Below are 23,983 nucleotides of genomic sequence, written 5' to 3' on the forward strand. Positions count from 1 at the left end.
CGCCCAGCGAGCGCTCAGACTAGTGTAACGAACTCGGACGCTAAAAAACAAACGTCCGGACAAAGCCGGACGTTTCTTTACATCTTATTGCGTTTTTATTGCATTGCCAGAGGGCAAATTAACGGCCGCTGATTGACTCGACGAAGCAAACACCCATATCCCATGGCTGTTCGATCCACGTATTCTGTGGAATATCGATAACGTAATCATCAACCAGAGGGCGACCTGCTGGCTTAGCGAAAATAGTGACGAAATGCGCTTTAGGATACATTTCGCGGATCGCCTGAGCGGTGCCGCCGGTATCCACTAAATCGTCGATCACGATGAAACCTTCGCCATCACCTTCAGCACGCTTAACAACTTTGAGCTCACGCTGGTTATCATGGTCGTAGCTGGAGATACAAACGGTATCAACGTGACGGATACCCAGTTCACGTGCCAGTAATGCGGCAGGAACCAAACCACCGCGGCTTACCGCAATAATTCCAGTCCACTGTTCAGAAGGCATCAGGCGTGCAGCCAGCTTACGTGCGTGCATTTGTAGCACGTCCCAAGTTACAACGTATTTTTCGCTCATTAATAGTGTCCCAGCCATAATATTCATGGCTTAAAGATTGGTCGGGGGGAAAAAAGGTTGCGCGAGATTATAGAGAGCCAGAGCAATAAAAACCAGTCTCTTTCGCAGAAAGCCGGCACCCCGATTGCGGATTTAGTGCCTTAGTCTGTCCACATAAGCAAATATAGTGGTATTCTCTGAAAAAATGGCTTTATCTCTTAACCCCCTATTGTGCCACTGTTATCGGCAGCACAACTGATTATCAGGAGACTTAACGTGTCTGAACTGTCTCAGCTATCTCCACAGCCACTGTGGCAAATTTTTGCGGATATCTGCTCTATTCCTCACCCTTCGTATCATGAAGAAGCGTTAGCCGCGCACATCGTTGCATGGGCTAAAGAAAAAGGCATCCACGTTGAACGTGACGAAGTAGGTAACGTCCTGCTGCGTAAGCCTGCCTCTCGCGGCATGGAAAACCGTAAGCCGGTTGTGCTGCAAGCGCATCTGGACATGGTTCCACAAAAAAATAACGATACCGTGCACGACTTCGCCAAAGATCCGATCCAGCCATACATTGACGGCGACTGGGTAAAAGCGCGCGGCACCACGCTGGGCGCAGATAACGGCATCGGTATGGCTTCTGCATTGGCTGTTTTAGCCGATGACAGCGTTTCTCATGGCCCAATCGAAGTACTGCTGACCATGACCGAAGAAGCTGGTATGGAAGGCGCATTCGGCCTGAAAGCGGGCTGGTTGCAGGCTGATATTTTGATCAACACCGACTCTGAAGAAGAAGGTGAGATCTACATGGGCTGCGCAGGCGGTATTGATTTCATCACTACGCTGCCATTACAGCGCGAAGCCGTTCCTGCCGGACACGACGTGGTTAAGCTGACCCTGAAAGGCCTGAAAGGCGGCCACTCCGGTGGTGATATTCATTTGGGCTTAGGCAACGCCAATAAACTGCTGGCGCGCTTCCTGTCTGGTCACGCTGCCGAATTGGGCCTGCGCGTATTAGATCTGAACGGCGGTACGCTGCGCAACGCGATCCCACGCGAAGCCATCGCGGTTCTGGCTGTTCCTACGGCGAATCTGGCTAAGCTGAAAACGCTGGCCGAAGCTTTCCAAAGTATTCTGAAAGTTGAGCTGGCTGCGGTAGAGAAAAACCTGAGCGTTCAGGTGGAAACCGCACACAGCGATTCTCAGGCTCTGACCGCCGACAGCCAACAGCGCTTTATTGCCCTGCTGAACGCCACGCCAAACGGCGTGATCCGCATGAGCGACGAAGTGAAAGGCGTAGTAGAAACGTCTCTGAACGTAGGTGTTGTCACCACCGACGCGAAAGAAGCGCAAATTATCTGCCTGATCCGCTCGCTTATCGACAGCGGTAAAGATGCCGTGGTTAGCCAACTGAACTCTATTGGTGAACTGGCTGGTGCGCAGGTGGAAGCCAAAGGCAGCTACCCAGGCTGGAAACCGGATGCAAATTCTCCGGTGATGCATTTGGTGCGTGAAACTTACCAGAAGCTGTTTGATACCACGCCAAACATCATGGTTATCCATGCGGGTCTGGAATGTGGTCTGTTCAAAAAACCTTACCCAGAAATGGATATGGTGTCTATCGGTCCAACCATCACTGGCCCACATTCACCGGATGAGCAAGTTCACATTGCCAGCGTAGGCCAATACTGGCAGCTGCTGACCGCTCTGCTGAAAGCGATCCCAGAGAAAGCCTAAGCGCTAAGTCTTTGCGTGTTACAGAAGCCAACCCGAGGGTTGGCTTTTTTTATCCCTTCACGCCCTTAAACCTAACCATCAATATCCAGCGAAAGCTGCTTTTCTAGCTGTGGATCGAGCAGCGTGACGTGCAGCCCCACCAGCCGCACACCTCTGCCATTTCGGCGTTCATCCCAAGCCTGCTGCGCTATCTGGAATAAATCGCGCTTATCCAGAATCGACCACACATGCTCCTGCGTTGTCTGCTGAAAATCATGAAATTTAAGTTTTACGCCCTGCCGTGCAATATGCAGATCTGGCTGCACTTTCGCCAAGCGCCGCTCCAGTTCTTCATACAGTTTTTCCAGTAAAACCTCGCACTCTCCCCAGCTATGAATATCTTCTGACAGCGTTCTTTCCACGCCAACGGACTTACGCAGCCGATCGGGCATCACTTCTCGCTCATCCTGACCGTGGCAGCGTTCCCAGAGCACGCGCCCAAACTTGCCAAAACGGCGTAGTAGCTCGGCCAAATTATAGCGGCGCACGTCGGCGCAGGTATTCAGCCCCAGTTCACTCAGTTTGGCGGCGGTCACTTTGCCAACGCCGGGGATCTTTTTCAGCGGCAACGTGAGAATAAAATCATCAACCTGCGCGGGCGTAATCACATACTGACCATTAGGTTTATTCAGATCGGAAGCAATTTTTGCCAGAAATTTGATCGGAGCAATGCCTGCCGACGCCGTCAAATTGAGCTCTTCGGCGATTTGTTTACGGATCTGCTCTGCAATCAACGTGGCTGAGCCGTAGCACTGGGTGCAGTCGGTAACATCAAGGTAGGCTTCATCGAGCGACAGCGGCTCTATTAAAGACGTATAACGCTGGAAAATCTCACGTATGTGGCGCGAGACATCTTTGTAGACTTCCATTCTTCCCGGACGCAACGTGAGATGCGGGCACAGCTTAAGCGCTTGTCCTGTCGGCATAGCACTACGCACCCCGAATTTACGCGCGGCGTAGTTTGCTGTGCTGATCACCCCGCGGCGATCGCGACTCCCGCCAATCGCCAGCGGTACATCGCGTAACTCAGGGAAATCACGCATTTCGACTGCGGCATAAAAGCAGTCCATATCGACATGTATGATTTTGCGCATAGAGAGAATGATGGAGTTAATGACTGTATAAGTATACAGTTTAATTATCGAAAAAGGGAAGTGGAGGAGTTCGTCCGCCTTTCATTTATGGGGCTACTGTGTAAGATTCCGCCCGCCTGTTCATATCGAACTTCATTGATACACTGGTGAAGGCGTACGTGCAGAGACCACCAGCGCGTGGTCTCTGCACGCGCGCGCTTTTATCCGAGACGCCATTTCCGCTACGGTTTGGTATCGCCCATCCAGGGCGCCCCAAACTCCACCGGTACATCCTTATACCGGCGGCTCTCCCAACCAAGACAAAAGCACGAGATATTGAGGGTTGCTTTTTTCGGCACATTACCGAACAGCCGAGTAAATCATGGAGGTTAGGATTCGCCGATTGATATCGGCGAAAGAACGACGGAGGCATGGATGCCGATTGTCGTTCGTTCCGTTAAGACCGGAATATGAAACGAGGGAACCCACGAAGTGGGCTGAAAGGTGGTGCCAAGCCGCCTTGCTCGGACGCCTGCACAGTGTATATGTATGCTTCGATGTGCTAGGCGTACGAAACTATGACACTCGCGAGCTATCCCTATTCAACTGGCACTGCCCCTTCATATAATCCTATGCTTCTCCAGCATCTCACGTCGGGCTTCTTCGCGCGCCATGCGCTTTTTACGCGCATCGCAGGGCTCAGGGCAGTCGCAGACTTTTTCAAGGCCGAGGTTGGCGATGCCGCCGCAGCTGCCGTGGATGCTTTTACGCTTAATGATATAGCCGATAGACATTCCGGCAATCACCGCTAAAAACACCACAAAGGTCGCAATAAACACCGTCGCCATATTATTTACCTTTTTTTGCCTGCACCAAATAAGGCTTAAAGGCATCCGAGTAACGATCCTCAAAACCGTTTTCAGTTTTCACAATCATAAATACCGGAATACCCAGCAGGTTTGCCAACGCCATTCCGCGCTCTGGCCCCATCACGTCTAACCCAGTCGACAGGCCATCTGCCGTCATACAGCTAGGCGCCAGCACGGTGATTGAAACCAGATGATGTGTGACCGGACGCCCTGTTTTAGGGTCAATTTCATGCGAGAAACGCTGGCCGTTTTGCTCAAAATAATTGCGATAATCACCGGAGGTCGCGATAGCCATCTCGCCCGGCTGAATAATGACCTGAGCGCTCTGCTGTAACCCAGCCTGCGGTTTTTCAATGGCGATGCGCCACGGTGCGCCGTCTCCGTTGATGCCACGCGTTCTCACTTCGCCGCCAATATCCACCATATAATTAGTGATCTTTAACGAAGCAAGATATTCGGCCACAACGTCCACGCCGTACCCTTTCGCAATAGACGACAGATCGAGATAAAGCTGAGGAATATTCTTCACCAGCGCATTACCCTGTACGGATAAATGCTCAATGCCGATCCAACCACGACGCTGGTTAATTTCTTCATCCGTAGGAATACGATCGGGACGACCTTCTGGCCCAAATCCCCACAGATTAACCAATGGCCCAACGGTGATATCCAGCGCGCCATCGGTGACTTTATTAATCCGAATCGCCTCTTCAACCACTTTTGCGGTCGCAGCCGAAACTGGGAATGGCGTATTCACCTCGGTGCTTTGGTTAAAACGGCTCAGCTCAGAGTTGGAACGGTAGGTCGACATCTGATCGTTAACCTGCTCCAAACGCTTATCCAATTCGGCTTTAATTTTTTCCGGCGCGGGCATCCCTGAGTCACTGACATACTTGATGGAGTAATAGGTCCCCATCGTTTTGCCTTCAATGTTGACCTGCTCCGGCCCACATCCCGTCAGCAAAAAAGCCAGCCCGCAAAAAGCCAGCCAGCGTGTATTGCGAATAAAAAACGCGGTCGCCCGCGCAGTATTATTTGTCATTATGTTCAACCCGTTTTTTGGCGACGCCACAAAAAGCTTATCAACAAATAGATAGCCATGGATTTCAAGCTGCAGGAAGGCGGCAACTGAACGAATCCCCAGGAGCTTACATAAGTAAGTGACTGGGGTGAGCGAAGGAAGCCAACACACCTGCAGCTTGAAAGACAGTGGCTATCAGCCGCCGAAGTCATCGAGCATGATATTCTCGTCTTCTACCCCGAGATCTTTCAGCATCTTAATAACCGCAGCATTCATCATCGGCGGCCCACACATATAGAACTCACAATCTTCCGGCGCTGGATGCGCGCGCAGATAGTTTTCGAGTAACACATTATGAATAAAGCCAGTGTAACCCGTCCAGTTATCTTCAGGTTGAGGATCGGACAATGCGATGTTCCACGTAAAGTTTGGATTCTCTGCCGCCAGTTTGTCGAAATCTTCAACGTAGAACATTTCACGGGTTGAGCGTGCACCGTACCAGAAGCTTATTTTGCGTTTGGAATGCAGGCGCTTGAGCTGATCGAAAATATGCGAACGCATTGGTGCCATACCCGCACCGCCGCCGATAAAGATCATCTCCGCATCGGTTTCTTTGGCAAAGAACTCACCAAACGGTCCTGAAATGGTGACTTTATCACCCGGTTTTAACGACCAGATATAGGAAGACATAATCCCTGGAGGCGCATCTGGCATACCCGGAGGCGGCGTAGCGATACGCACGTTGAGCATGATCAAGCCTTTCTCATCGGGATAGTTCGCCATTGAGTAGGCACGGATCGTGGGTTCGGTAACCTTGGACTCAAAGCGGAACAGATTGAATTTGTCCCAGTCGCCACGGTATTCCTCTGGCACATCAAAATCGGCGTAGCGCACATGGTGCGGTTCACATTCGATTTGGATATAGCCACCGGCGCGGAACGGTACCGCTTCACCTTCAGGGATACGCAGCTTGAGCTCTTTGATGAAAGTCGCCACGTTATCGTTAGAGATAACTTCGCACTCCCATTTTTTCACACCGAAAATCTCTTCCGGCAGCTCAATTTTGAGATCTTGTTTCACGCTAACCTGACAGGCTAAACGGCAGCCTTCTTTAGCTTCGCGCTTAGAGATATGCGCCAGCTCAGTAGGCAAAATATCGCCGCCGCCTTCTTTAACGTGTACACGGCACTGACCACATGAGCCACCGCCGCCACAGGCAGAAGAAACGAAAATGCCCTGATTTGAAAGCATGTTCAGCAGTTTGTCACCGGCCGGAGCATCAAAGCTTTTCTCCGGATCGTGGTTAACTTCTACATGTATGTCGCCGGTATTCACCAGCTTAGATTTGGCGAACAAGATCAAGACGGTCAGCGCCACCACGATCAGGGTGAACATCGCCACACCCAGAATAATTTCTTGCATAGGTTCCTTCCTGTCCTATCAGAGGTGTACGCCGGAGAAGGACATAAAGCCCAACGCCATCAGGCCCGTGGTCACAAAAGTGATGCCCAGCCCACGTAGCCCAGCAGGCACATTGGCATATTTCATTTTTTCGCGCAGACCCGCCATCGCCACGATAGCCAACAACCAGCCGATCCCTGAACCAAAACCATAAACCACGGATTCGGTGAAGTTGTAGTCACGCTGAACCATGAATGACACCCCACCAAAGATGGCGCAGTTAACGGTAATCAGCGGCAGGAAAATCCCCAGCGCGTTATAAAGCGATGGGAAGAAGCGGTCGAGGATCATCTCGAGGATCTGCACCAGTGCCGCGATAACGCCGATGAAGGTGATAAAGCTTAAGAAGCTGAGATCAACGCCATCCATCAGAGCACCGTCGCGGAGGACGTAGTTATAGACCAGATTATTGGCGGGAACAGAGATCCCTAACACCACCGTTACCGCAATACCTAAACCGAAAGCCGTGGTGACTTTTTTGGAGACGGCCAGAAACGTACACATCCCCAAGAAAAACGCTAATGCCATGTTTTCAATGAAAACGGCGCGTACAAACAGGCTGATATAATGTTCCATCTGCCCTTACTCCTTTTCCATCTGTTCAGGTTTCAGCGTGCGCAGCGCCCAAATCAGCAGGCCGATAATGAAGAATGCGCTCGGCGCTAACAGGAACAGGCCGTTAGGCTGATACCAACCGCCGTTTTGCACGCTTTCTAACACGGTAATGCCAAACAGCTTGCCTGAACCAAACAGTTCACGCAGGAAGCCCACCAGAATCAGAATAACGCCGTAGCCCAAGCCGTTGCCGATACCATCCATAAAGCTCTCAATCGGCGGTGACTTCATGGCATAGGCTTCAGCACGCCCCATCACGATGCAGTTGGTGATGATCAAGCCAACAAATACCGAAAGCTGCTTGGAGATTTCATAGGCATAGGCGCGCAGGATCTGGTCAACCACGATAACCAGCGAGGCGATAATCGCCATCTGCACGATAATGCGTACGCTGTTTGGGATCTGATGGCGGATCAGTGAAATAAAGAAGTTAGAGAATGCCGTCACCAGCGTTACCGCAATCGTCATCACGAAGGCAGTTTCTAACTTGGTGGTCACCGCCAGCGCCGAGCAAACGCCGAGGATTTGCAAAGCGATAGGGTTATTGTCGAGCAAAGGCCCTAATAGGACTTTTTTAATCTCTTTAGTATCAGCCACGATTCAATGCTCCTTCACGAACGCGTTTTAGGAACGGCCCATAACCATGGTCGCCCATCCAGAAATCGAAGGTATGCTGCACGCCGTTGGCGGTCAGCGTCGCGCCTGAAAGCCCGTCAACGCCGTGTGGGTCCTGAGGATTTGCGCCCCCTTTAACGATACGGATCGCCGGACGGCCGCCGTCATCAAACAGCTGCTTACCCACCCATTTTTCACGCCATGACGGGTTTTCGATTTCACCGCCCAGACCCGGAGTTTCTCCGTGCTCGTAGAACGTCAGCCCTTTCACCGTATTACCGTCGGTGTCGATAGCCACAAAGGCATACATCACCGACCACAGGCCGGTGCCGTAGACAGGCAATACCACTTGACCGATTTTGCCCTGCTCGTTTTTCACCAGATACACTTCAACCACGTTGCTGCGGCGCTTAATACCCGCCGGATCCTGCGCGGCATCCAAGACCATGCTGGTGGCCGGATCTTTTAACGCTTTGCCCATATCGAAGGTGTATGGATCGCCGGGGGTGAACTCGCCGGTTTTCAAGTCAAGCAGACGCGGTTCGATACGCTGGCCGAACAATGTTTTCACCTGCTCGCCATCGAGCTTATCGCCCTGCATCAGCCCTGCGACGGCCAGAATGTTGCGCTGTTTATCCAGCTGCTTTTGCTCTTCCTGCATCGGCTTCAAGCCTACCGCTGCACCAGCAACAATCACAGAACACACCAAGCACAACACCACGACCACCATCAGCGTTCGGCCGATGCTGTCGTTTTTACCTACGCCCGCTTTATTTACTGAATCCTTAGCCACGTGCTTTTCTCCTTTTGATGTTGGCGCGCACCACCATGTAGTCGAACAATGGAGCAAACAGGTTTGCGAATAGGATCGCCAACATCATGCCTTCTGGATAGGCGGGGTTAATCACGCGTACCAGAACGCACATCACGCCAATCAGCCCGCCGTACCACCATTTACCTTTATTGGTAAAGGAAGCCGATACCGGATCGGTTGCCATAAAAATCATACCGAATGCAAAGCCACCCAGAACCAAGTGCCAATACCACGGCATAGCAAACATTGGATTCGTGTCTGAACCGATGAAGTTAAACAGCGCTGACATAGTCACCATTCCCACCATCACGCCCGCAACGATGCGCCATGACGCCACGCGGCCAAACATAATGATAAGTCCACCGAGAAGGATCATCAGCGTAGAGACTTCACCAATTGAGCCGGGAATGTTACCGATGAAAGCATCCATCCACGTCACGTGCTGGCCGGTGATGGTATTCATCAAACCGCTCTGTCCCGTTGCACTCCACTGTGACAGCGGCGTTGCACCTGAATAGCCGTCTGCAGCGTTCCATACTAAATCACCGGAGATCTGCGCCGGATAGGCAAAGAACAGGAATGCACGCCCCGCCAATGCAGGGTTGAGGAAGTTACGTCCGGTGCCGCCGAAGATCTCTTTGGCAATCACCACGCCAAAGGAGATGCCCAGTGCGGCCTGCCACAACGGCAACGTCGGAGGAACAATCAGCGCAAACAGAATCGAAGTAACGAAAAAGCCTTCGTTGATCTCATGTTTGCGGATGATGGAAAACAGCACTTCCCAGAAGCCGCCCACCAAGAACACCACGGCGTAAATAGGCAGAAAATAGACCGCGCCCAGCGTCATCATGCTGACCCAACCGGCGTTGGCCTGTAGGCTGGCGCCCAGCATTTCGGCGAGCCAATAATGCCAATCCGAGGCAATCACCTGCGCCAGTTGTTCTCCCTGATACAGCTGATTGAGCGCGCCAATCGCCTCATGACCCACGTTGTACATTCCCCAGAACATGGTAGGGAATACCGCCAGCCACACTAAAATCATCATGCGTTTTAGGTCGATGGCGTCACGAACGTGCGATGCACCGTGCGTCACTTTGCCTGACGTATACATCAGCGTCGCGGCCGCTTCATACAGCGGATAATACTTTTGCAGCTTGCCACCCGGTTCGAAGTGGTGCTCCATATTCTCGATAAAACTCTTCAGACCCATGAATTATCCTTCCTGCTCAATGGTCGTCAGCACGTCACGCAGCACCGGGCCATATTCGTATTTGCCCGGACACACGAAGGTACAGAGCGCAAGATCTTCCTCATCCAGCTCTAAACATCCCAGAGCCTGAGCGCTTTCGCAGTCGCCAGAGAGCAGATCGCGCAGCAGCATCGTTGGCAAAATGTCTAATGGCATCACGCGTTCATAGTTGCCGATTGGCACCATGGCGCGTTCACCGCCGTTCATGTCGGTCGAAAACGCGAACAGTTTGCGCTTAAAGAAATGCCCCAGCGTGGTGCGGGTAATCGAGAATTTATTCGCGCCCGGCATCATCCAGCCCAGCAGCTCTTTCTCACGCCCTTCTTTCACCACGGAGATTTGATGGTGGAAACGACCTAGGAAAGCTTTGGTGCCGCTGGCCTGCGTTCCACTCAGCACTGAACCGCTAATCACACGGTTATCGCCCTGCTTTAAACGGCCGGCGGTAATTTCATCCGTGCTAGCGCCTAATCGAGTACGCAGCAGCAGCGGTTTTTCTACCTGTGGCCCTGCCAATGCAATCACGCGATCGGTATTCAGCTCACCGGTGGTGAAAAGTTTGCCGACGGCGATAACGTCCTGATAGCCCATGTGCCAAACGGTTTTAGTTAAGCTAACCGGTTCAAGGAAATGGATATGCGTTCCCACCAACCCCGCGGGGTGTGGGCCGGTAAATTCGTTATGGGTGATATTTGGCGCAGGCTTGGTCTGCAGCCCCGCACCGGCCTGTTGGCAAACGTAAACTTTGCCTTCGGTTAAACGGCTTAGCACAGTCAGTCCATGCTCGAAATCAGCCATGTTTTCACGCAGGATCAGCAGAGGGTCAGCGGCTAACGGCTGAGTGTCCATAACGCTTACGAAAATCGCCGCGGCGTTAGAACCCGGTTTTGGCGCATGGCTAAATGGGCGCGTGCGCAGCGCTGTCCACAACCCCGATGCCAGCAGATTGCTTTCAACCTGAGCGCGGGGTAGATTCACCAGCTCAGAAGCGTCATAGTGGGCAAATGGCACTTGCTCATCGCCATCGACGGCAATAACTACCGACTCCAGAACACGCTTTTCACCACGGTTAATCGCAATCACCTGCCCTGCGGCTGGCGCGGTGAACAAGACGCCAGGATTCCTTTTGTCTTCAAAAAGAACCTGACCTTTTTTGACCTTATCACCTTCTTGCACCGCCATTGACGGTCGCATACCGACATAGTCGCCGCCTAAAATAGCCACGTTTCGTATAGTCGGGCCTTGTTCAATGATCGGGGCGGGCGCGCCCTCAATAGGCAAATTAAGCCCTTTTTTAATTTTAATCATGTGGTTGCACTATATATATCGTCATGACATTAATGATGTGAACCCTGCAGGCGTTCCTCTACCTTCCATAATGGATGTCACTCCAATGATGTTGGGTATGATGGCCTCCTCGTTGAGAAAAAAGCGCATCGATGCGTGCAGATAAGAGATCGCTCATAAGTATCGGAGAATATTAACCCGAGGTATTACATGGACTAAAAACGATGTTACCGATAACTGCGCGATTTTACCATTTTACGCCGCCTGCATCAGCAACATTGCCGTGACCTACATCAAGCTAATTAAACATAGCCACGAACCATTCATTTTTAGCAGGTGAACAATTCGGTTTTTATATAACTATCGCTCACTAATTCTTAAAATTAATTTTTGCTACATGTAGATTTAATCCCAAATGAGTTAAAAAACACTCACTACAGATCCACTCTCTGGATTAAACTGATGCTGTTTTGGGAGCTGTCAACAGACTTAATCTGAAGATCTTCTTTCTATGATTTATTAACAGGGTTATCAATGGGCAAAATCATCGCCTTGTTGGCCGTATTTTTTGTACTGCCACTGACTTCATGTAGTTCTTCTGCCAGTGAGCAGACACAAAATACGCCGCTGACAAAACAGCAATTAATGGGCTCTCCGGTTTATATTCAGATATTCAAAGAAGAAAGAAAGCTCGAACTGTTTGCCAAGGTTCAAGACAAATATCAGCTGGTGCAAAGCTTTAATATTTGCAAGTTTTCTGGCGGATTGGGTCCAAAACGTACCGAAGGGGATTTTAAAAGCCCTGAAGGGTTCTATCAGATTGATGCCCGTCACCTAAAACCGAACAGCAAATATTACCAAGCTATTAATATCGGATATCCGAACGCTTACGATCAGGCGCACGGTTATTCAGGAAAATATCTGATGATTCACGGTGACTGTGTTTCCATTGGTTGTTATGCCATGACCAATGAAGGTATTTCGCAGATCTTTAGCTATGTGCAAAGCGCATTCCGTAATGGACAAACTTTGGTCGATATCAATATTTATCCATTCCGTATGACCGAGCAAAATATGCAGCGCCATCGCAACTCTGACTATCTACCGTTCTGGAAACAGTTACAGCCGGCCTATGCTTATTTCAATGAGTATCACCAAGCGCCGCAGGTGAATGTCATCGGTGGCCAATATGTGGTTAACCGTCCATCGCAAAGCAATGGACTGTCTTCCTCACAGCTGGCGTTCACCCAAGCAAAATAAGGCAAACTCTCCTGGCTCAATGCGATGCCACATCTCATTGCTGGTCAGGGGCTGTGTTGCAATCACGGTGACGACGTCATTTGGCGTCGTCTGTGATTGAAAATCAATTTCGACATCCTCATCCAACAGCGTCGCTTTACCGAAAGGCGCTCGGCGCGTGATCCAATACAGATTGGTCGAGCAATAGGCCATCACAAAACGCCCATCAGATAGCAGCATATTGAATACGCCTTTGGCGCGAAGCTCATCGGCGCACTGCGCAATAAAGCGAAATACCGCAGGCCAATTACCCGGCGTTCTTGGATATCGGGTCGCCATTTTATTCAGCAGCCAGCAAAACGCATATTCGCTGTCGGTTTGACCCACAGGCCGGAAATGTCCCGTCTCTAAGCCCTTATATCCCGTTAATTGTCCGTTATGTGCAAACGTCCAATTGCGTCCCCAAAGTTCACGGGTAAACGGATGCGTGTTTTCCAGCGACACTGTGCCACGGTTTGCCTGACGAATATGCGAAATCACCGCACAGGATTTGATCGGATAATCTTGTACTAAACGGGCAATCGGAGAGTTAAAACTCGGGTGCGGATCTTTAAATGTGCGACAGCCATTACCTTCATAAAAGGTAATTCCCCAGCCATCCTTGTGCGGCCCCGTTCTTCCGCCACGCTGTACCAAGCCGGTAAAGCTAAAGCAGATGTCCGTTGGGACATTGGCGCTCATACCGAGTAGTTCACACATACCGACCTCCTGTTCCAAACGTCGACGGATATAAATCAGGCACCGTCTGCCTTCTTTATGTTACCGCTGAAAAGGGTTTCGCTCGCCAGCCAGCAAATGTGTTTCTCTGTAACTCTGATTAAGGCGAACGAGTCAGGTGCGCTAGCGCGCGCACCCAACACCCGCGCGCTTTTATCCGAGATGGCATTTCCGCTGCGGTTTGGTATCGCCCATCCAGGGCGCCCCAAACTCCTGCGTGACGTCCTGTCACGCAGGCTCGTCCTACCAAAACTTCAATACCGAAATAAGCGTTATCGGCGCAGTCAATTTGAGTGCAGACAGCGCGCAACCACCGGAGCGTACACATAGTACGTGAGGATGGTGAGCACTGCTCAAGCTCAAAGTGGCAAGTAAGATAGCTTATTTAACCATCTCTTTTTCGATCAGTTGAATCAGGATATGAATCGCTTTGATATGGATTTCCTGAATACGGTCTGCGTAACCAAAGTGCGGCACACGAATTTCAACGTCTGCGCTTCCAGCCATTTTGCCGCCGTCTTTGCCGGTCAGGGTGATCACTTTCATCCCTTTGGCACGTGCGGCTTCGATCGCTTTTATGATGTTGCCAGAATTACCTGAAGTGGAAATACCTAACAGCACATCACCTTCACGACCGACCGCTTCTACATAACGAGAAAATACATATTCGTAGCCAAAGTCATTGCTCACACAGGACAGGTGGCTTGGATCAGAAATCGCAATCGCAGCATAACCAGGGCGATTTTCACGATAACGACCGGTTAACTCTTCGGCGAAGTGCATGGCGTCGCAGTGTGAGCCACCGTTGCCGCAGGAAAGCACTTTGCCACCCGCTTTGAAAGAGTCTGCCAACAACACTGCTGCACGTTGGATTGCCTCAATGTTAGCGTCATCGCTGATGAAATTTTGCAGCGTTGTCGCCGCTTCGTTCAGTTCACTACGAATAAGATCGTGGTACATAGCAGCCTCTTTATTACATAGAAAATGGCACAAGAAATATTGTAAGAAGTGTAACGGATAGCTCCCCCCCCGAGAAGCACTGCACGCCGCGTTTTCCATGATTCTGTACTTTCTTTTTTGCTCATCATCGCTCATCGACGAAGAGATTTAGCTTGAAATGCAGTTTGAGGGCTAAATTGTGAACTGTGTTGTAATTAATATGTAAACACATTGCTAAATAAAATTAACTCAACTACAACCTATATTATCTACAACAGGTCAGACCTCCTACAACTTGGTCCCCTAACCCGACCTCTGAACACGCAGGAGCATTAATATGATGGTTCTTAGTCTTGTGGTTTTTTTGATAACGATTGGTGTGCTGTTCTATCACCAAGTTAACCTCTATTTAAGCAGCGCCATTTTGCTGGCATACACAGCGGCAATGGGCGCCATTGGCCTATGGTCATTCTGGGCTTTAGTTCCCGTTGCCTTGGTATTACTGCCGCTGGTGCTGGTATCAGTCCGTCGCTCGCTGATTTCGGGCCCTGCGTTAAAGGCATTCCAAAAAGTGATGCCGCCGATGTCTCGCACGGAGAAAGAAGCCATCGACGCAGGCACAACCTGGTGGGAAGGCGATATTTTCCGTGGTACTCCCGATTGGAAAAAACTGCACGACTATCCGCAGCCTAAGTTAACAGAAGAAGAGCAGGCGTTTCTGGATGGCCCAGTAGAAGAAGCGTGCCGTATTGCAAACGACTTCCAAATCACCCATGAACTGGCGGATTTACCTCCAGAGCTGTGGGCCTATCTGAAAGAACATCGCTTCTTTGCGATGATCATCAAAAAACAGTACGGCGGTTTAGAATTCTCTGCGTATGCACAGTCTCGCGTGCTGCAAAAACTGTCTGGCGTATCCGGCATTCTGGCGATTACCGTGGGTGTTCCTAACTCCCTCGGCCCCGGCGAACTGCTGCAACACTACGGCACCGAAGCGCAGAAAGATCACTATCTGCCACGCTTGGCACGTGGTCAGGAGATCCCGTGTTTTGCATTAACCAGCCCTGAAGCAGGATCTGATGCCGGTGCAATCCCTGATGTGGGCATCGTCTGTATGGGCGAATGGCAAGGCAAGCAAACGCTGGGGATGCGCCTAACGTGGAACAAGCGCTACATCACCCTTGCGCCTATCGCTACCGTGCTCGGTTTAGCCTTCAAACTTTCTGATCCTGAACGTTTACTCGGCGGTGAAGAGCACTTGGGTATTACCTGTGCACTGATCCCAACCGATACCGACGGCGTTGAAATCGGCACTCGTCACTTCCCGCTGAACGTTCCGTTCCAAAACGGGCCAACGCGCGGTCAAGACGTGTTCGTACCTATTGATTTCATTATCGGTGGGCAGACTATGGCAGGCCAAGGCTGGCGTATGCTGGTTGAATGCCTGTCGGTTGGCCGCGGCATTACCCTGCCGTCTAACGCAACCGGCAGTCTGAAAAGCGTGGCGCTGGCCATCGGTGCTTACGCCAATATTCGCCGCCAGTTCAAAATCTCCATCGGTAAAATGGAAGGGATTGAAGAACCGTTAGCACGTATCGCGGGTAACGCCTATGTGATGGACGCTGCGGCAACGTTAGTCACCTACGGCATCATGCAGGGCGAGAAACCTGCGGTGCTGTCAGCGATTATCAAATATCACTGTACCCACAGAGGCCAACGCTCAATCATTGATGCAATGGATATCGCAGGTGGCAAAGGCATTATGCTCGGCGAATCTAACTTCATCGCCCGTGCTTACCAAGGCGCGCCAATCGCCATTACCGTCGAAGGCGCGAACATCCTGACCCGTAGCATGATGATCTTCGGCCAAGGTGCCATCCGTTGCCATCCATATGTCTTAGATGAAATGGCTGCGGCGCAAGACAACAGCGTTCCGCGCTTTGACAAGCTGCTGTTTAGCCACTTAGGTCATGTAGGAAGTCATAAGGTGCGTAGTTTCTGGCTGGGATTGACCGATGGCCGCACCAGCGCCACGCCAACCAAAGACGCCACACGTCGTTACTATCAGCAGATTAACCGCATGAGCTCAAACTTAGCGCTGCTGTCCGACGTTTCTATGGGCGTGCTGGGGGGTTCTTTGAAACGCCGTGAGCGCATCTCTGCGCGTCTAGGCGATTTACTCAGCCAGCTGTTCTTAGCCACCGCCGTGCTGAAACGTTATGAAGATGAAGGACGTAATGAAGCTGACCTGCCGCTGGTTCACTGGGGCGTACAGGACGCGCTGCATCAAGCCGAGCAGGCTATCGACGATCTGCTGCGCAACTTCCCGAATGGCTTGGTTGCCGGTTTGATGCGTGCGGTGATCTTCCCATTAGGCCGTGCGCACTCTGCACCGTCTGACTATCTGGATCATAAAGTCGCTAAGATTTTACAAGTTCCTTCTGCAACACGTAGCCGTATCGGACGTGGCATGTATCTCACACCAAGCGAGTACAACCCACACGGCCTGATTGAAGCCGCGCTGGCAGATGTAATTGCCGCAGATCCTATCCATCAGCGTGTTTGCAAAGCGCTAGGTAAAAACCTGCCGTTCACTCGTTTGGATCAGTTGGCTAAAACCGCGCTGGATAAAGGCTTAATCAACGCCGAAGAGCAAGCCATTTTGGTCAAAGCCGAAGAAAGCCGCCTACGTACCATTAACGTAGATGAGTTTGAACCTGAAGCTTTAGCCGCCGCAGTGGTACCTGAAAAAAATCCGGTCGCGACTGAACAAGCGGAGAAAAGCCTGCCGGAAAAGCGCAATGGCCTGCCAAAAACGGAGGCCGCATAACCGAGCAAGCGTAATTTGATTCAATAAATTACCTGTGTCAGCGGCTCCTTCGGGGGCCGTTTTTTGTTTAGACTTATGGAATGGCGAATCCGAGACGTCTACTTTGCCATTGGCATCGATTAAGACGGGAAGATCCTTGGCTCGCTCGTGATAGAAATATGGCTCAACGCCTACAAATCGCCGATAGGATATTGTAGGTGACCGAAATAGGTGACCGAAATCAACATGCTAAAAGCGTTGCTCACGAGGGGTTATAGCTGGGGATTAGGCGACAAAAAAGCCTCTGATTTTCATCAGAGGCTTTTTGATTAGCATAAGGTGGTAATAACGTCAGTCTGACGCGAATTAGATCGCTTCTTCGTCTTGCTCACCGGTACGAATACGTACCACGCGCGCCACGTCAAAGACAAAGATTTTACCATCGCCAATTTTTCCGGTTTGAGCCGTCTGCATGATGGTATCTACGCAGGTGTCGACGATATCATCGGCAACCACAATTTCAATTTTTACCTTCGGTAAAAAATCGACCATGTATTCTGCACCGCGATAAAGCTCGGTATGGCCTTTCTGGCGACCAAAACCTTTTACTTCGGTCACGGTCATGCCAGTAATGCCCACTTCAGCCAGCGCTTCACGAACATCATCCAGCTTGAATGGCTTAATAATTGCGTCAATCTTCTTCATTGCTAATCCCTTTACCAGTTTTTGCGGCCAAAGCCAGATGTAATCGGATAGCGACGATCTTTGCCAAAGTTGCGCGCGGTAATACGCGGGCCAACCGCAGCCTGACGGCGCTTATATTCGTTAATATCAACCAAGCGGATCACTTTTCGCACCACCGCTTCATCAAATCCAGCGGCAACCAGATCGGCCACGGATTTATCTTGCTCGACGTAACCTTCTAGAATCGCATCCAGAATGTCGTACGGCGGTAAGCTGTCTTGATCGAGCTGATCGGGAGCCAGTTCCGCTGACGGTGGACGATCGATAACGCGCTGAGGGATCACGTAGGATACCGTATTACGATACTCTGAAAGCTTAAACACCAGCGTTTTTGGCACATCTTTCAGCACATCAAAACCACCAGCCATATCGCCATAAAGCGTGGCGTAGCCGACGGCCATTTCACTCTTGTTACCCGTGGTCAGCACCAGACGGCGGCGTTTGTTAGACAGCGCCATCAGCACCACGCCACGACAGCGAGCCTGCAGGTTTTCTTCCGTAGTATCGCGTTCGGTGCCCGCAAACATCGGTGCCAACTGCCCCATGAACGCATCAAACATCGGTTCGATAGAGACGATATCAAATTCAACGCCAAGAATTTCAGCTTCTTCTTTCGCATCAGCGATACTGATATCCGCGGTATAGCGGAACGGCATCATCATCGCCTGAACTTTGTCTTTACCCAACGCATCCACGGCAATCGCCAGCGTTAGCGCCGAGTCGATACCGCCAGACAAGCCAAGCACCGCGCCTTGAAAACCATTTTTGGTGACATAGTCGCGAACCGCGAGAACCAGCGCTTCGTAAACCTGAGCCAGATCGGGCAAACTTGCCGCTGGCGCAAGCATGGGTTCAACCTGCAATTCATTGAGATTAAACAGCGCGGTCTGTTCAGCAAAACCCGCCAGACGGTGAGTCATATTGCCCGCAGCATCAAAGGCTTTCGAGCAACCATCAAAAATCAGCTCGTCCTGACCCCCAATCTGATTTAGATAGACCAAAGGCAAACCGGTGCGTTGGCAGTGGCTGGTCAATAACGTTTTGCGAATATACGGTTTTTCGCGGTTGTAAGGCGAGGCGTTGATCGACAGCAGCACTTCGGCACCCGCGGCGGCAACCGCATCAACCGGACCGTCAAACCATAGATCTTCACAAATCAGCAGTCCTAAACGGTAGCCTTTCAGCTCAACCACACAGCTCTCATGGCCGGCGGAGAAATAACGTTTCTCGTCAAACACGCCATAGTTTGGTAGTTGCTGTTTGAAATAGCGGGCAACTAACTGACCTTCAGAGAACAGAGACAGCGCATTGTATAAGTGCCCATCTTCACGCCAAGGATGCCCAACCAATACGGCGATATCAGCAGATGCCTGTTGTAAACGATCCAATTGCTGCTGGCAGCGTTGATAAAAATCATCGCGATACAGCAAATCTTCAGGTGGATAGCCCGAAAGCGCCAGTTCAGAAAACATGACCAGATCGGCACCGGCATTTTGCTGCTCATGCAACGTGTTCAGCATGCGTTCGGTGTTACCTTCGATATCACCCACCAGCCAGTTGAGCTGGGCTAACGCAATAGAAAGAGATCGACTCATAATTACTCACTTCCTTTGTATTTGAAGCGGCTACAGCGCTAGCTGCCTTGTCGTCACTTCAACTACTTTGGATATAAAAAGAGGCTGGTTGAATTCGCCAAGTGTAAAACATTCTCAACGCTTTGTTTAGCGCCCTAAACGCACAAAAGCACCTGAATCCCCAAAGTAATTGGAGCGGCGGCAAGACGGCAAGTAAGAGAATCCCGATGAGCTTACATGAGTAAGTGATTCGGGTGAGCGCACGCAGCCAACGCAGCAGCAGCTTCAAGTACGCAGGGGATTCTTATTCTTTGAAATCTGCCGCATCTAACTCATGCCGCGCCAGTAGCTTATAAAACTCGGTACGGTTACGGCCGGCCAAACGTGCAGCGTTGGTTACATTACCTTTGGTTATTTGCAGGAGTTTGCGCAAATAGTTGAGTTCAAAGTGGTTACGCGCTTCCGCGAACGTCGGCAATACCGTATTTTCGCCTTCCAGCGCCTGCTCAACTAAGGCTTCGCTGATCACTGGCGCGCTAGTTAACGCTACGCACTGTTCGATAACGTTAACTAACTGACGCACGTTACCTGGCCAACTGGCGGCCATAAGGCGGCGCATCGCGTCGGTAGAGAAGCTGCGCACGAAAGGTTTATGTCGTTGCGCTGACTCACGCAGCAAGTGATTGGCTAATAATGGAATATCTTCAGCGCGTTCGTTCAACGCAGGGATTTTTAAACTGACCACGTTCAGGCGATAGAATAAGTCCTCGCGGAACTCACCTTTTGCCATCGCTTTAGGCAAATCGCGATGAGTCGCCGAAATAATCCGCACGTTAATATCAATATCGCGGTTGCTGCCTAGTGGCCTAACCTTGCGCTCTTGCAGCACGCGCAGCAGTTTGACCTGCAATGCCAGCGGCATATCACCGATTTCATCGAGAAATAGCGTGCCACCTTCGGCGGCTTGGAACAGCCCTTCTCGGCTGCTGACCGCGCCGGTAAATGCGCCTTTGGCGTGACCAAAGAGTTCAGACTCAAGCAGCTGTTCAGGCAGCGCGCCACAGTTGATGGCAATAAACGCCTTTCCTGCTCGCGGGCTGGCGGCATGAATTGCCTGCGCCAGAACCTCTTTCCCAGTACCACTTTGTCCGTTAATCAGCACGCTAACGTCTGATTGCGCCACCATGTTTGCCTGTTCAAGCAGACGCAGCATGGTTGGGCTACGGGTCACAATGCCTTCACGCCAGGTATCATCACCGGCCGCGGGCATGGACTGGGCCAAAGCTTCATCAATGGCTTTGTACAACGCATCGCGATCGACGGGTTTGGTTAAGAAACCAAACACCCCTTGCTGTGTTGCAGCAACGGCATCAGGGATAGAACCATGAGCCGTCAGTATAATCACCGGCATCCCCGGCTGACGCTTTTGGATTTCAGCAAACAGCGCCATGCCATCCATCTCGTCCATACGCAAATCGCTGATCACCAGATCAATCTGCTCACGCCCTAACACACGCAACGCATCATGCCCACTCTCCGCCGTCGTCACGCGAAATCCTTCGCTGCTTAAGCGCATCCCAAGCAGTTTGAGTAGGCTTGGGTCATCATCCACGAGAAGTAGGTTAGCGGGTTTACGTTGTGCCATGGGGTATTGCTCCTTAATGGGCTTCCGTTTTTTCTGGTTCAGTCACGGGCTTAGCGGTGTTATCTGCCGGAGCTTTGTTCTCAGGTTTTCCCGCGTCAGGCGTATCGTCTTTCGCTGCGGGATCGGGCATTTCACCTGATATCTGTTTGCGTGACGATAGCTGGCGCTCAATATCCGTTAAATTTTCGAGTTTGCGCGTGGTGTCATCTAACTGGAACTGTAAACGGCCTTGAGTTTCACGCAGGGCATCTAACTGAGAATCACTGCTGGCTTGGAGCTTTTGAAAGCGCGCTTTTTCATCAAGTAAGTTGATCGTCAGCATCTGTTTTTCACGCCAAATTTGAATAAGCGGGCGAACCGATGCGGGAAATTCAGAACGGTAGCTGTTTAAGCGGTCGATGATCTGGCGGCGCTCGGCAACGGTAGGTTCAGCGCTGCCAACCAGTAAGCTTTGTTTAAACACACGCTGCCAATTTTCACTGCCCAGAGAACGTGCTTGTAAGCGCGCATCTTGGCCGCTGAGGCGATCGGCACAGTCCATCGCACGCAGCCAATAAAGCCCATTATCCACGGCGTCCTTATCGTCGTTGAGCCAAATGGTGTCACAGGACGCCGTTTGGTAATCAACCACTTTGCTATCAGGAATTATTGCCTGCACGGCATGAGCGACAGGATTTCCCACGCCATTCTTGGCGCATCCGGTCAATAAGAAAGGAACCAACAACACAGCGCCCAAAAGGGTTAATGGACGCAAAGCCGACGCTTTACGGCATGAGCCATCAGCGTCAAACAGATGTTCGTTGAATAGGGCGCGAACAGACCACTTATTCATTAGTTATGAGATCTCTGCGGTTAATGGTAATTCAATGCGAAAACAGACGTCGGCTCCGTCTACGGCCACCAGATGTAAATCGCCCTGCATACGGCGGATGCAATCACGGGCGATACTGAGCCCTAAACCGCTTCCTTTGACAGCGCCTTTACGTTGAAGACTTCCCTGATAAAAAGGCTCGAAGATCATGGCCTGTTCCGCACGCGGTATACCCGCTCCGGTATTTGCCACATCGATTTGTATCTTATCTCCAGCCAAACGACTGCGGATCCAGATGGTACCGGATTCCGCCCCGTAGTGCACCGCATTGGAATAGAGATTATCAAAAACGCGTTCTAATAGCGTAGGTTCTGCCCAGCAAAGGTCAACGTCTAGCTCAGTAAGTGTACGAATTGATTTGGCACGCGCGGGCAAACTATGAGCAGAAACCACCAGCTCGACCATTTCGCCCAGATTTACGCTCTCTTTTTCCATCGGTGCATCGGCCAATTTGCGGTTGTAATCCAAGAGCTGTTCAATGAGCTGCTGAAGATGGCGGCTGCTAGAATCCAGAATCCCCACCACCTCTTTTTGGTCCTGCGTCAATGGCCCCGCGACCTCGTCTGCCAGCAGTTCAGTGCCTTCACGCATGCTAGCAAGAGGCGTCTTTAACTCATGTGAAATGTGGCGCAGGAACTCATGCCGTTGCGATTCCAGCCATGATAGACGCTCGCTTAACCAGACGATCCGCTGAGCCAGCGACCGAATTTCACGCGGCCCGCGAAATGCCACCATATTACCGACGCTTTTTCCTTCGCCTAATCGGTTGATCATTCGTTCAACCCCTTTCACCGGCCCGATGATCATGCGTGTAAACAGAAAAACCAGCAGCACGCTGACTAAAAACAGCACCAGTGACTGCCAGCCAAAGAACTGACCACGCTCGGCAATTGCCTGCTGAAGCTGCTGTCCACGAGTAAAAATCACGTCTCGAGTGGCTTGAACCATCTGTCCGTTCGCAACGGAGAAACCTGCTAGTAAAGCCGATGCCTGAGTCACCGGGGCATTATTCTGGCAGTTAAACACCGCCAGTTGGTCAATCAGCCCATTCAGCTTTTGATAGTAACGCGGATCGGGCAACACAGAAGCCTGACGCTCCAGCATTTGGGAATATTGACCACGCTGCTTTTGATACAGCTTAGAGAGCGACTCATCGCCTAAAACACAAAACTGCCTGTAGCTGCGCTCCATCTCTACCGCAAGGCTCGCCATCGCCTCGCTGCGGCGGGCGTCAGAAAGCGTGGTGCGGTTGATATCCGCAGCCTGCGAGCTCAAATTGTTGAGCCCCTGATAGGCCTGATACGCCAGCACCAGCAAAGGAAGCAGGACTAATAAGAACGCCAGTAGAACCAGCTGACGCAGGGAGCGAGGAAATAAACGCCATCTCTTCAAGGAAATCATCTCATTACCCAAAGGTTTGCCCAGATGCTAACTGAGTCCGGCAAGAGGAGCAATTTTCAGATCGCAGATAAACAAAAACCCGAAGTCAGATAGCTGGCTTCGGGCTCTGTTATTTGAATGATATCGCTAATGCAATTCTCGTCTTCAGTTTGATGAGGTAGAACCATCATCGGTGCCGTACAACGGCGGATAAGACGAATGTCATTCATTATATGTCCCAAGCTGATGAACCAATCATCACAGTCGGACATTAAATAGGTGGTGCCTCACTCAACGTGTCGCCCCGAGTTTGATAAAGCGCATAAGCGACTGTTATCGATAATTGGACGGTAGGCACCTTACTTTGGCGTCATTCGATGGCTTATGTAGCCTGACTCGCTATTGCGGTCGCTGACATAAAAGAGTGAATGAGCAACTGAATTGAATAATGCAGAAGCTGTGCCAACTTTAAAAAATAAATCCCAACCAATTGAATAAAAAAGATTTAAAATAAATAAATCATTCCAACACCTAGCAAACATCGCTTTGTTGACAGCAAATGGCATAAACATGCTTTTTTTTTCATCAATGCGTCGCTAAAAGTAGACAGCCACGTACAAAGGCGACGCACCACATATAAATCAATAGGTTACATGTCACCTATTAGCG

20 protein-coding genes are annotated in these 23,983 nt (G+C 50.9%); 3 read left to right on the forward strand and 17 right to left on the reverse strand.

Features of this window, described 5'->3' with window-relative positions; all coding sequences use genetic code 11:
* Positions 1–118: 118 nt before the first annotated feature.
* Positions 119–577: a xanthine phosphoribosyltransferase gene (gene gpt, locus AB3Y96_RS17385; protein WP_367299816.1), complete on the reverse strand. Its 459-nt coding sequence runs from the start codon at positions 575–577 to the stop codon at positions 119–121.
* 255 nt (positions 578–832) lie between these two features.
* On the opposite strand from gpt, the gene pepD reads away from it, so the two are divergent.
* Positions 833–2,293 carry a beta-Ala-His dipeptidase gene (gene pepD, locus AB3Y96_RS17390; RefSeq protein ID WP_367299817.1) on the forward strand — a complete coding sequence of 487 codons (1,461 nt, stop codon included), beginning with the start codon at positions 833–835 and terminating at the stop codon, positions 2,291–2,293.
* 71 nt (positions 2,294–2,364) lie between these two features.
* Here the strand turns inward: pepD and dinB are convergent, their stop codons facing one another.
* The 9 genes from dinB to AB3Y96_RS17435 form a co-directional block, all read right to left on the reverse strand.
* A complete protein-coding gene (gene dinB / locus AB3Y96_RS17395; RefSeq protein ID WP_367299818.1) occupies positions 2,365–3,426 on the reverse strand; it encodes a DNA polymerase IV in 1,062 nt (353 codons plus the stop codon).
* 599 nt (positions 3,427–4,025) lie between these two features.
* On the reverse strand, positions 4,026–4,253 hold the full coding sequence (nqrM, locus tag AB3Y96_RS17400; RefSeq protein WP_043495224.1) for a (Na+)-NQR maturation NqrM: 228 nt from the start codon (positions 4,251–4,253) through the stop codon (positions 4,026–4,028).
* Position 4,254: 1 nt separating this feature from the next.
* The gene (locus AB3Y96_RS17405; protein ID WP_367300339.1) at positions 4,255–5,319 is read right to left on the reverse strand and encodes an FAD:protein FMN transferase; all 1,065 of its coding nucleotides are present in this window, start codon (positions 5,317–5,319) and stop codon (positions 4,255–4,257) included.
* 171 nt (positions 5,320–5,490) lie between these two features.
* Complete coding sequence (gene nqrF / locus AB3Y96_RS17410; RefSeq protein WP_072309716.1) at positions 5,491–6,717, reverse strand: NADH:ubiquinone reductase (Na(+)-transporting) subunit F; 1,227 nt, start codon at positions 6,715–6,717, stop codon at positions 5,491–5,493.
* An 18-nt stretch (positions 6,718–6,735) separates the two neighbouring features.
* Positions 6,736–7,332 carry an NADH:ubiquinone reductase (Na(+)-transporting) subunit E gene (gene nqrE / locus AB3Y96_RS17415; RefSeq protein WP_072309715.1) on the reverse strand — a complete coding sequence of 199 codons (597 nt, stop codon included), beginning with the start codon at positions 7,330–7,332 and terminating at the stop codon, positions 6,736–6,738.
* Between the two features lie 6 nt (positions 7,333–7,338).
* Entirely contained in the window at positions 7,339–7,968 is a 630-nt protein-coding gene (locus tag AB3Y96_RS17420; protein WP_025800172.1) for an NADH:ubiquinone reductase (Na(+)-transporting) subunit D, read from the reverse strand.
* Positions 7,961–8,779, reverse strand: coding sequence for a Na(+)-translocating NADH-quinone reductase subunit C (locus tag AB3Y96_RS17425; RefSeq protein WP_367299819.1), 819 nt, complete (start codon positions 8,777–8,779; stop codon positions 7,961–7,963). The genes AB3Y96_RS17420 and AB3Y96_RS17425 overlap by 8 nt, the downstream gene beginning before the upstream one ends.
* Entirely contained in the window at positions 8,772–10,010 is a 1,239-nt protein-coding gene (locus AB3Y96_RS17430; RefSeq protein ID WP_367299820.1) for an NADH:ubiquinone reductase (Na(+)-transporting) subunit B, read from the reverse strand. Before AB3Y96_RS17430 ends, AB3Y96_RS17425 begins: the two co-directional genes overlap by 8 nt.
* 3 nt (positions 10,011–10,013) lie before the next feature.
* Entirely contained in the window at positions 10,014–11,357 is a 1,344-nt protein-coding gene (locus AB3Y96_RS17435; RefSeq protein WP_367299821.1) for a Na(+)-translocating NADH-quinone reductase subunit A, read from the reverse strand.
* A gap of 513 nt (positions 11,358–11,870) precedes the next feature.
* Here AB3Y96_RS17435 and dpaA point away from each other — a divergent pair.
* Positions 11,871–12,596, forward strand: a complete 726-nt coding sequence (gene dpaA, locus AB3Y96_RS17440) for a peptidoglycan meso-diaminopimelic acid protein amidase (protein ID WP_040047119.1) — start codon at positions 11,871–11,873, stop codon at positions 12,594–12,596.
* Here dpaA and AB3Y96_RS17445 read toward each other — a convergent pair.
* Complete coding sequence (locus AB3Y96_RS17445) at positions 12,567–13,334, reverse strand: class II glutamine amidotransferase (protein WP_367299822.1); 768 nt, start codon at positions 13,332–13,334, stop codon at positions 12,567–12,569. The two genes, dpaA and AB3Y96_RS17445, sit on opposite strands and share 30 nt — an antisense overlap.
* Positions 13,335–13,733: 399 nt before the next feature.
* A complete protein-coding gene (gene lpcA / locus AB3Y96_RS17450) occupies positions 13,734–14,312 on the reverse strand; it encodes a D-sedoheptulose 7-phosphate isomerase (RefSeq protein WP_367299823.1) in 579 nt (192 codons plus the stop codon).
* Between the two features lie 316 nt (positions 14,313–14,628).
* Here lpcA and fadE point away from each other — a divergent pair, with 316 nt between their 5' ends.
* On the forward strand, positions 14,629–17,121 hold the full coding sequence (fadE, locus tag AB3Y96_RS17455; RefSeq protein WP_367299824.1) for an acyl-CoA dehydrogenase FadE: 2,493 nt from the start codon (positions 14,629–14,631) through the stop codon (positions 17,119–17,121).
* 345 nt (positions 17,122–17,466) lie between these two features.
* Here the strand turns inward: fadE and glnB are convergent, their stop codons facing one another.
* The 5 genes from glnB to AB3Y96_RS17480 form a co-directional block, all read right to left on the reverse strand.
* On the reverse strand, positions 17,467–17,805 hold the full coding sequence (gene glnB, locus AB3Y96_RS17460) for a nitrogen regulatory protein P-II (RefSeq protein ID WP_025800186.1): 339 nt from the start codon (positions 17,803–17,805) through the stop codon (positions 17,467–17,469).
* Positions 17,806–17,816: 11 nt separating this feature from the next.
* On the reverse strand, positions 17,817–19,439 hold the full coding sequence (locus tag AB3Y96_RS17465) for an NAD+ synthase (protein WP_072309710.1): 1,623 nt from the start codon (positions 19,437–19,439) through the stop codon (positions 17,817–17,819).
* A gap of 283 nt (positions 19,440–19,722) precedes the next feature.
* Entirely contained in the window at positions 19,723–21,063 is a 1,341-nt protein-coding gene (gene glrR / locus AB3Y96_RS17470; RefSeq protein WP_040047114.1) for a two-component system response regulator GlrR, read from the reverse strand.
* Between the two features lie 13 nt (positions 21,064–21,076).
* Complete coding sequence (gene qseG, locus AB3Y96_RS17475) at positions 21,077–21,895, reverse strand: two-component system QseEF-associated lipoprotein QseG (RefSeq protein ID WP_072309709.1); 819 nt, start codon at positions 21,893–21,895, stop codon at positions 21,077–21,079.
* A 3-nt stretch (positions 21,896–21,898) separates the two neighbouring features.
* Positions 21,899–23,335, reverse strand: coding sequence for a sensor histidine kinase (locus tag AB3Y96_RS17480; protein ID WP_367299825.1), 1,437 nt, complete (start codon positions 23,333–23,335; stop codon positions 21,899–21,901).
* Positions 23,336–23,983: the final 648 nt, after the last annotated feature.

Source organism: Hafnia alvei (genome assembly GCF_964063325.1).
Taxonomy (GTDB): domain Bacteria; phylum Pseudomonadota; class Gammaproteobacteria; order Enterobacterales; family Enterobacteriaceae; genus Hafnia; species Hafnia alvei_B.

Coding starts and splice junctions, on each gene's coding strand:
- gpt (WP_367299816.1), bottom strand. CDS start 577: ATGAGCGAAAAATACGTTGTAACTTGGGACGTGCTACAAATGCACGCA.
- dinB (WP_367299818.1), bottom strand. CDS start 3,426: ATGCGCAAAATCATACATGTCGATATGGACTGCTTTTATGCCGCAGTC.
- nqrM (WP_043495224.1), bottom strand. CDS start 4,253: ATGGCGACGGTGTTTATTGCGACCTTTGTGGTGTTTTTAGCGGTGATT.
- nqrF (WP_072309716.1), bottom strand. CDS start 6,717: ATGCAAGAAATTATTCTGGGTGTGGCGATGTTCACCCTGATCGTGGTG.
- nqrE (WP_072309715.1), bottom strand. CDS start 7,332: ATGGAACATTATATCAGCCTGTTTGTACGCGCCGTTTTCATTGAAAAC.
- AB3Y96_RS17430 (WP_367299820.1), bottom strand. CDS start 10,010: ATGGGTCTGAAGAGTTTTATCGAGAATATGGAGCACCACTTCGAACCG.
- AB3Y96_RS17435 (WP_367299821.1), bottom strand. CDS start 11,357: ATGATTAAAATTAAAAAAGGGCTTAATTTGCCTATTGAGGGCGCGCCC.
- dpaA (WP_040047119.1), top strand. CDS start 11,871: ATGGGCAAAATCATCGCCTTGTTGGCCGTATTTTTTGTACTGCCACTG.
- AB3Y96_RS17445 (WP_367299822.1), bottom strand. CDS start 13,334: ATGTGTGAACTACTCGGTATGAGCGCCAATGTCCCAACGGACATCTGC.
- lpcA (WP_367299823.1), bottom strand. CDS start 14,312: ATGTACCACGATCTTATTCGTAGTGAACTGAACGAAGCGGCGACAACG.
- fadE (WP_367299824.1), top strand. CDS start 14,629: ATGATGGTTCTTAGTCTTGTGGTTTTTTTGATAACGATTGGTGTGCTG.
- glnB (WP_025800186.1), bottom strand. CDS start 17,805: ATGAAGAAGATTGACGCAATTATTAAGCCATTCAAGCTGGATGATGTT.
- AB3Y96_RS17465 (WP_072309710.1), bottom strand. CDS start 19,439: ATGAGTCGATCTCTTTCTATTGCGTTAGCCCAGCTCAACTGGCTGGTG.
- glrR (WP_040047114.1), bottom strand. CDS start 21,063: ATGGCACAACGTAAACCCGCTAACCTACTTCTCGTGGATGATGACCCA.
- qseG (WP_072309709.1), bottom strand. CDS start 21,895: ATGAATAAGTGGTCTGTTCGCGCCCTATTCAACGAACATCTGTTTGAC.
- AB3Y96_RS17480 (WP_367299825.1), bottom strand. CDS start 23,335: ATGATTTCCTTGAAGAGATGGCGTTTATTTCCTCGCTCCCTGCGTCAG.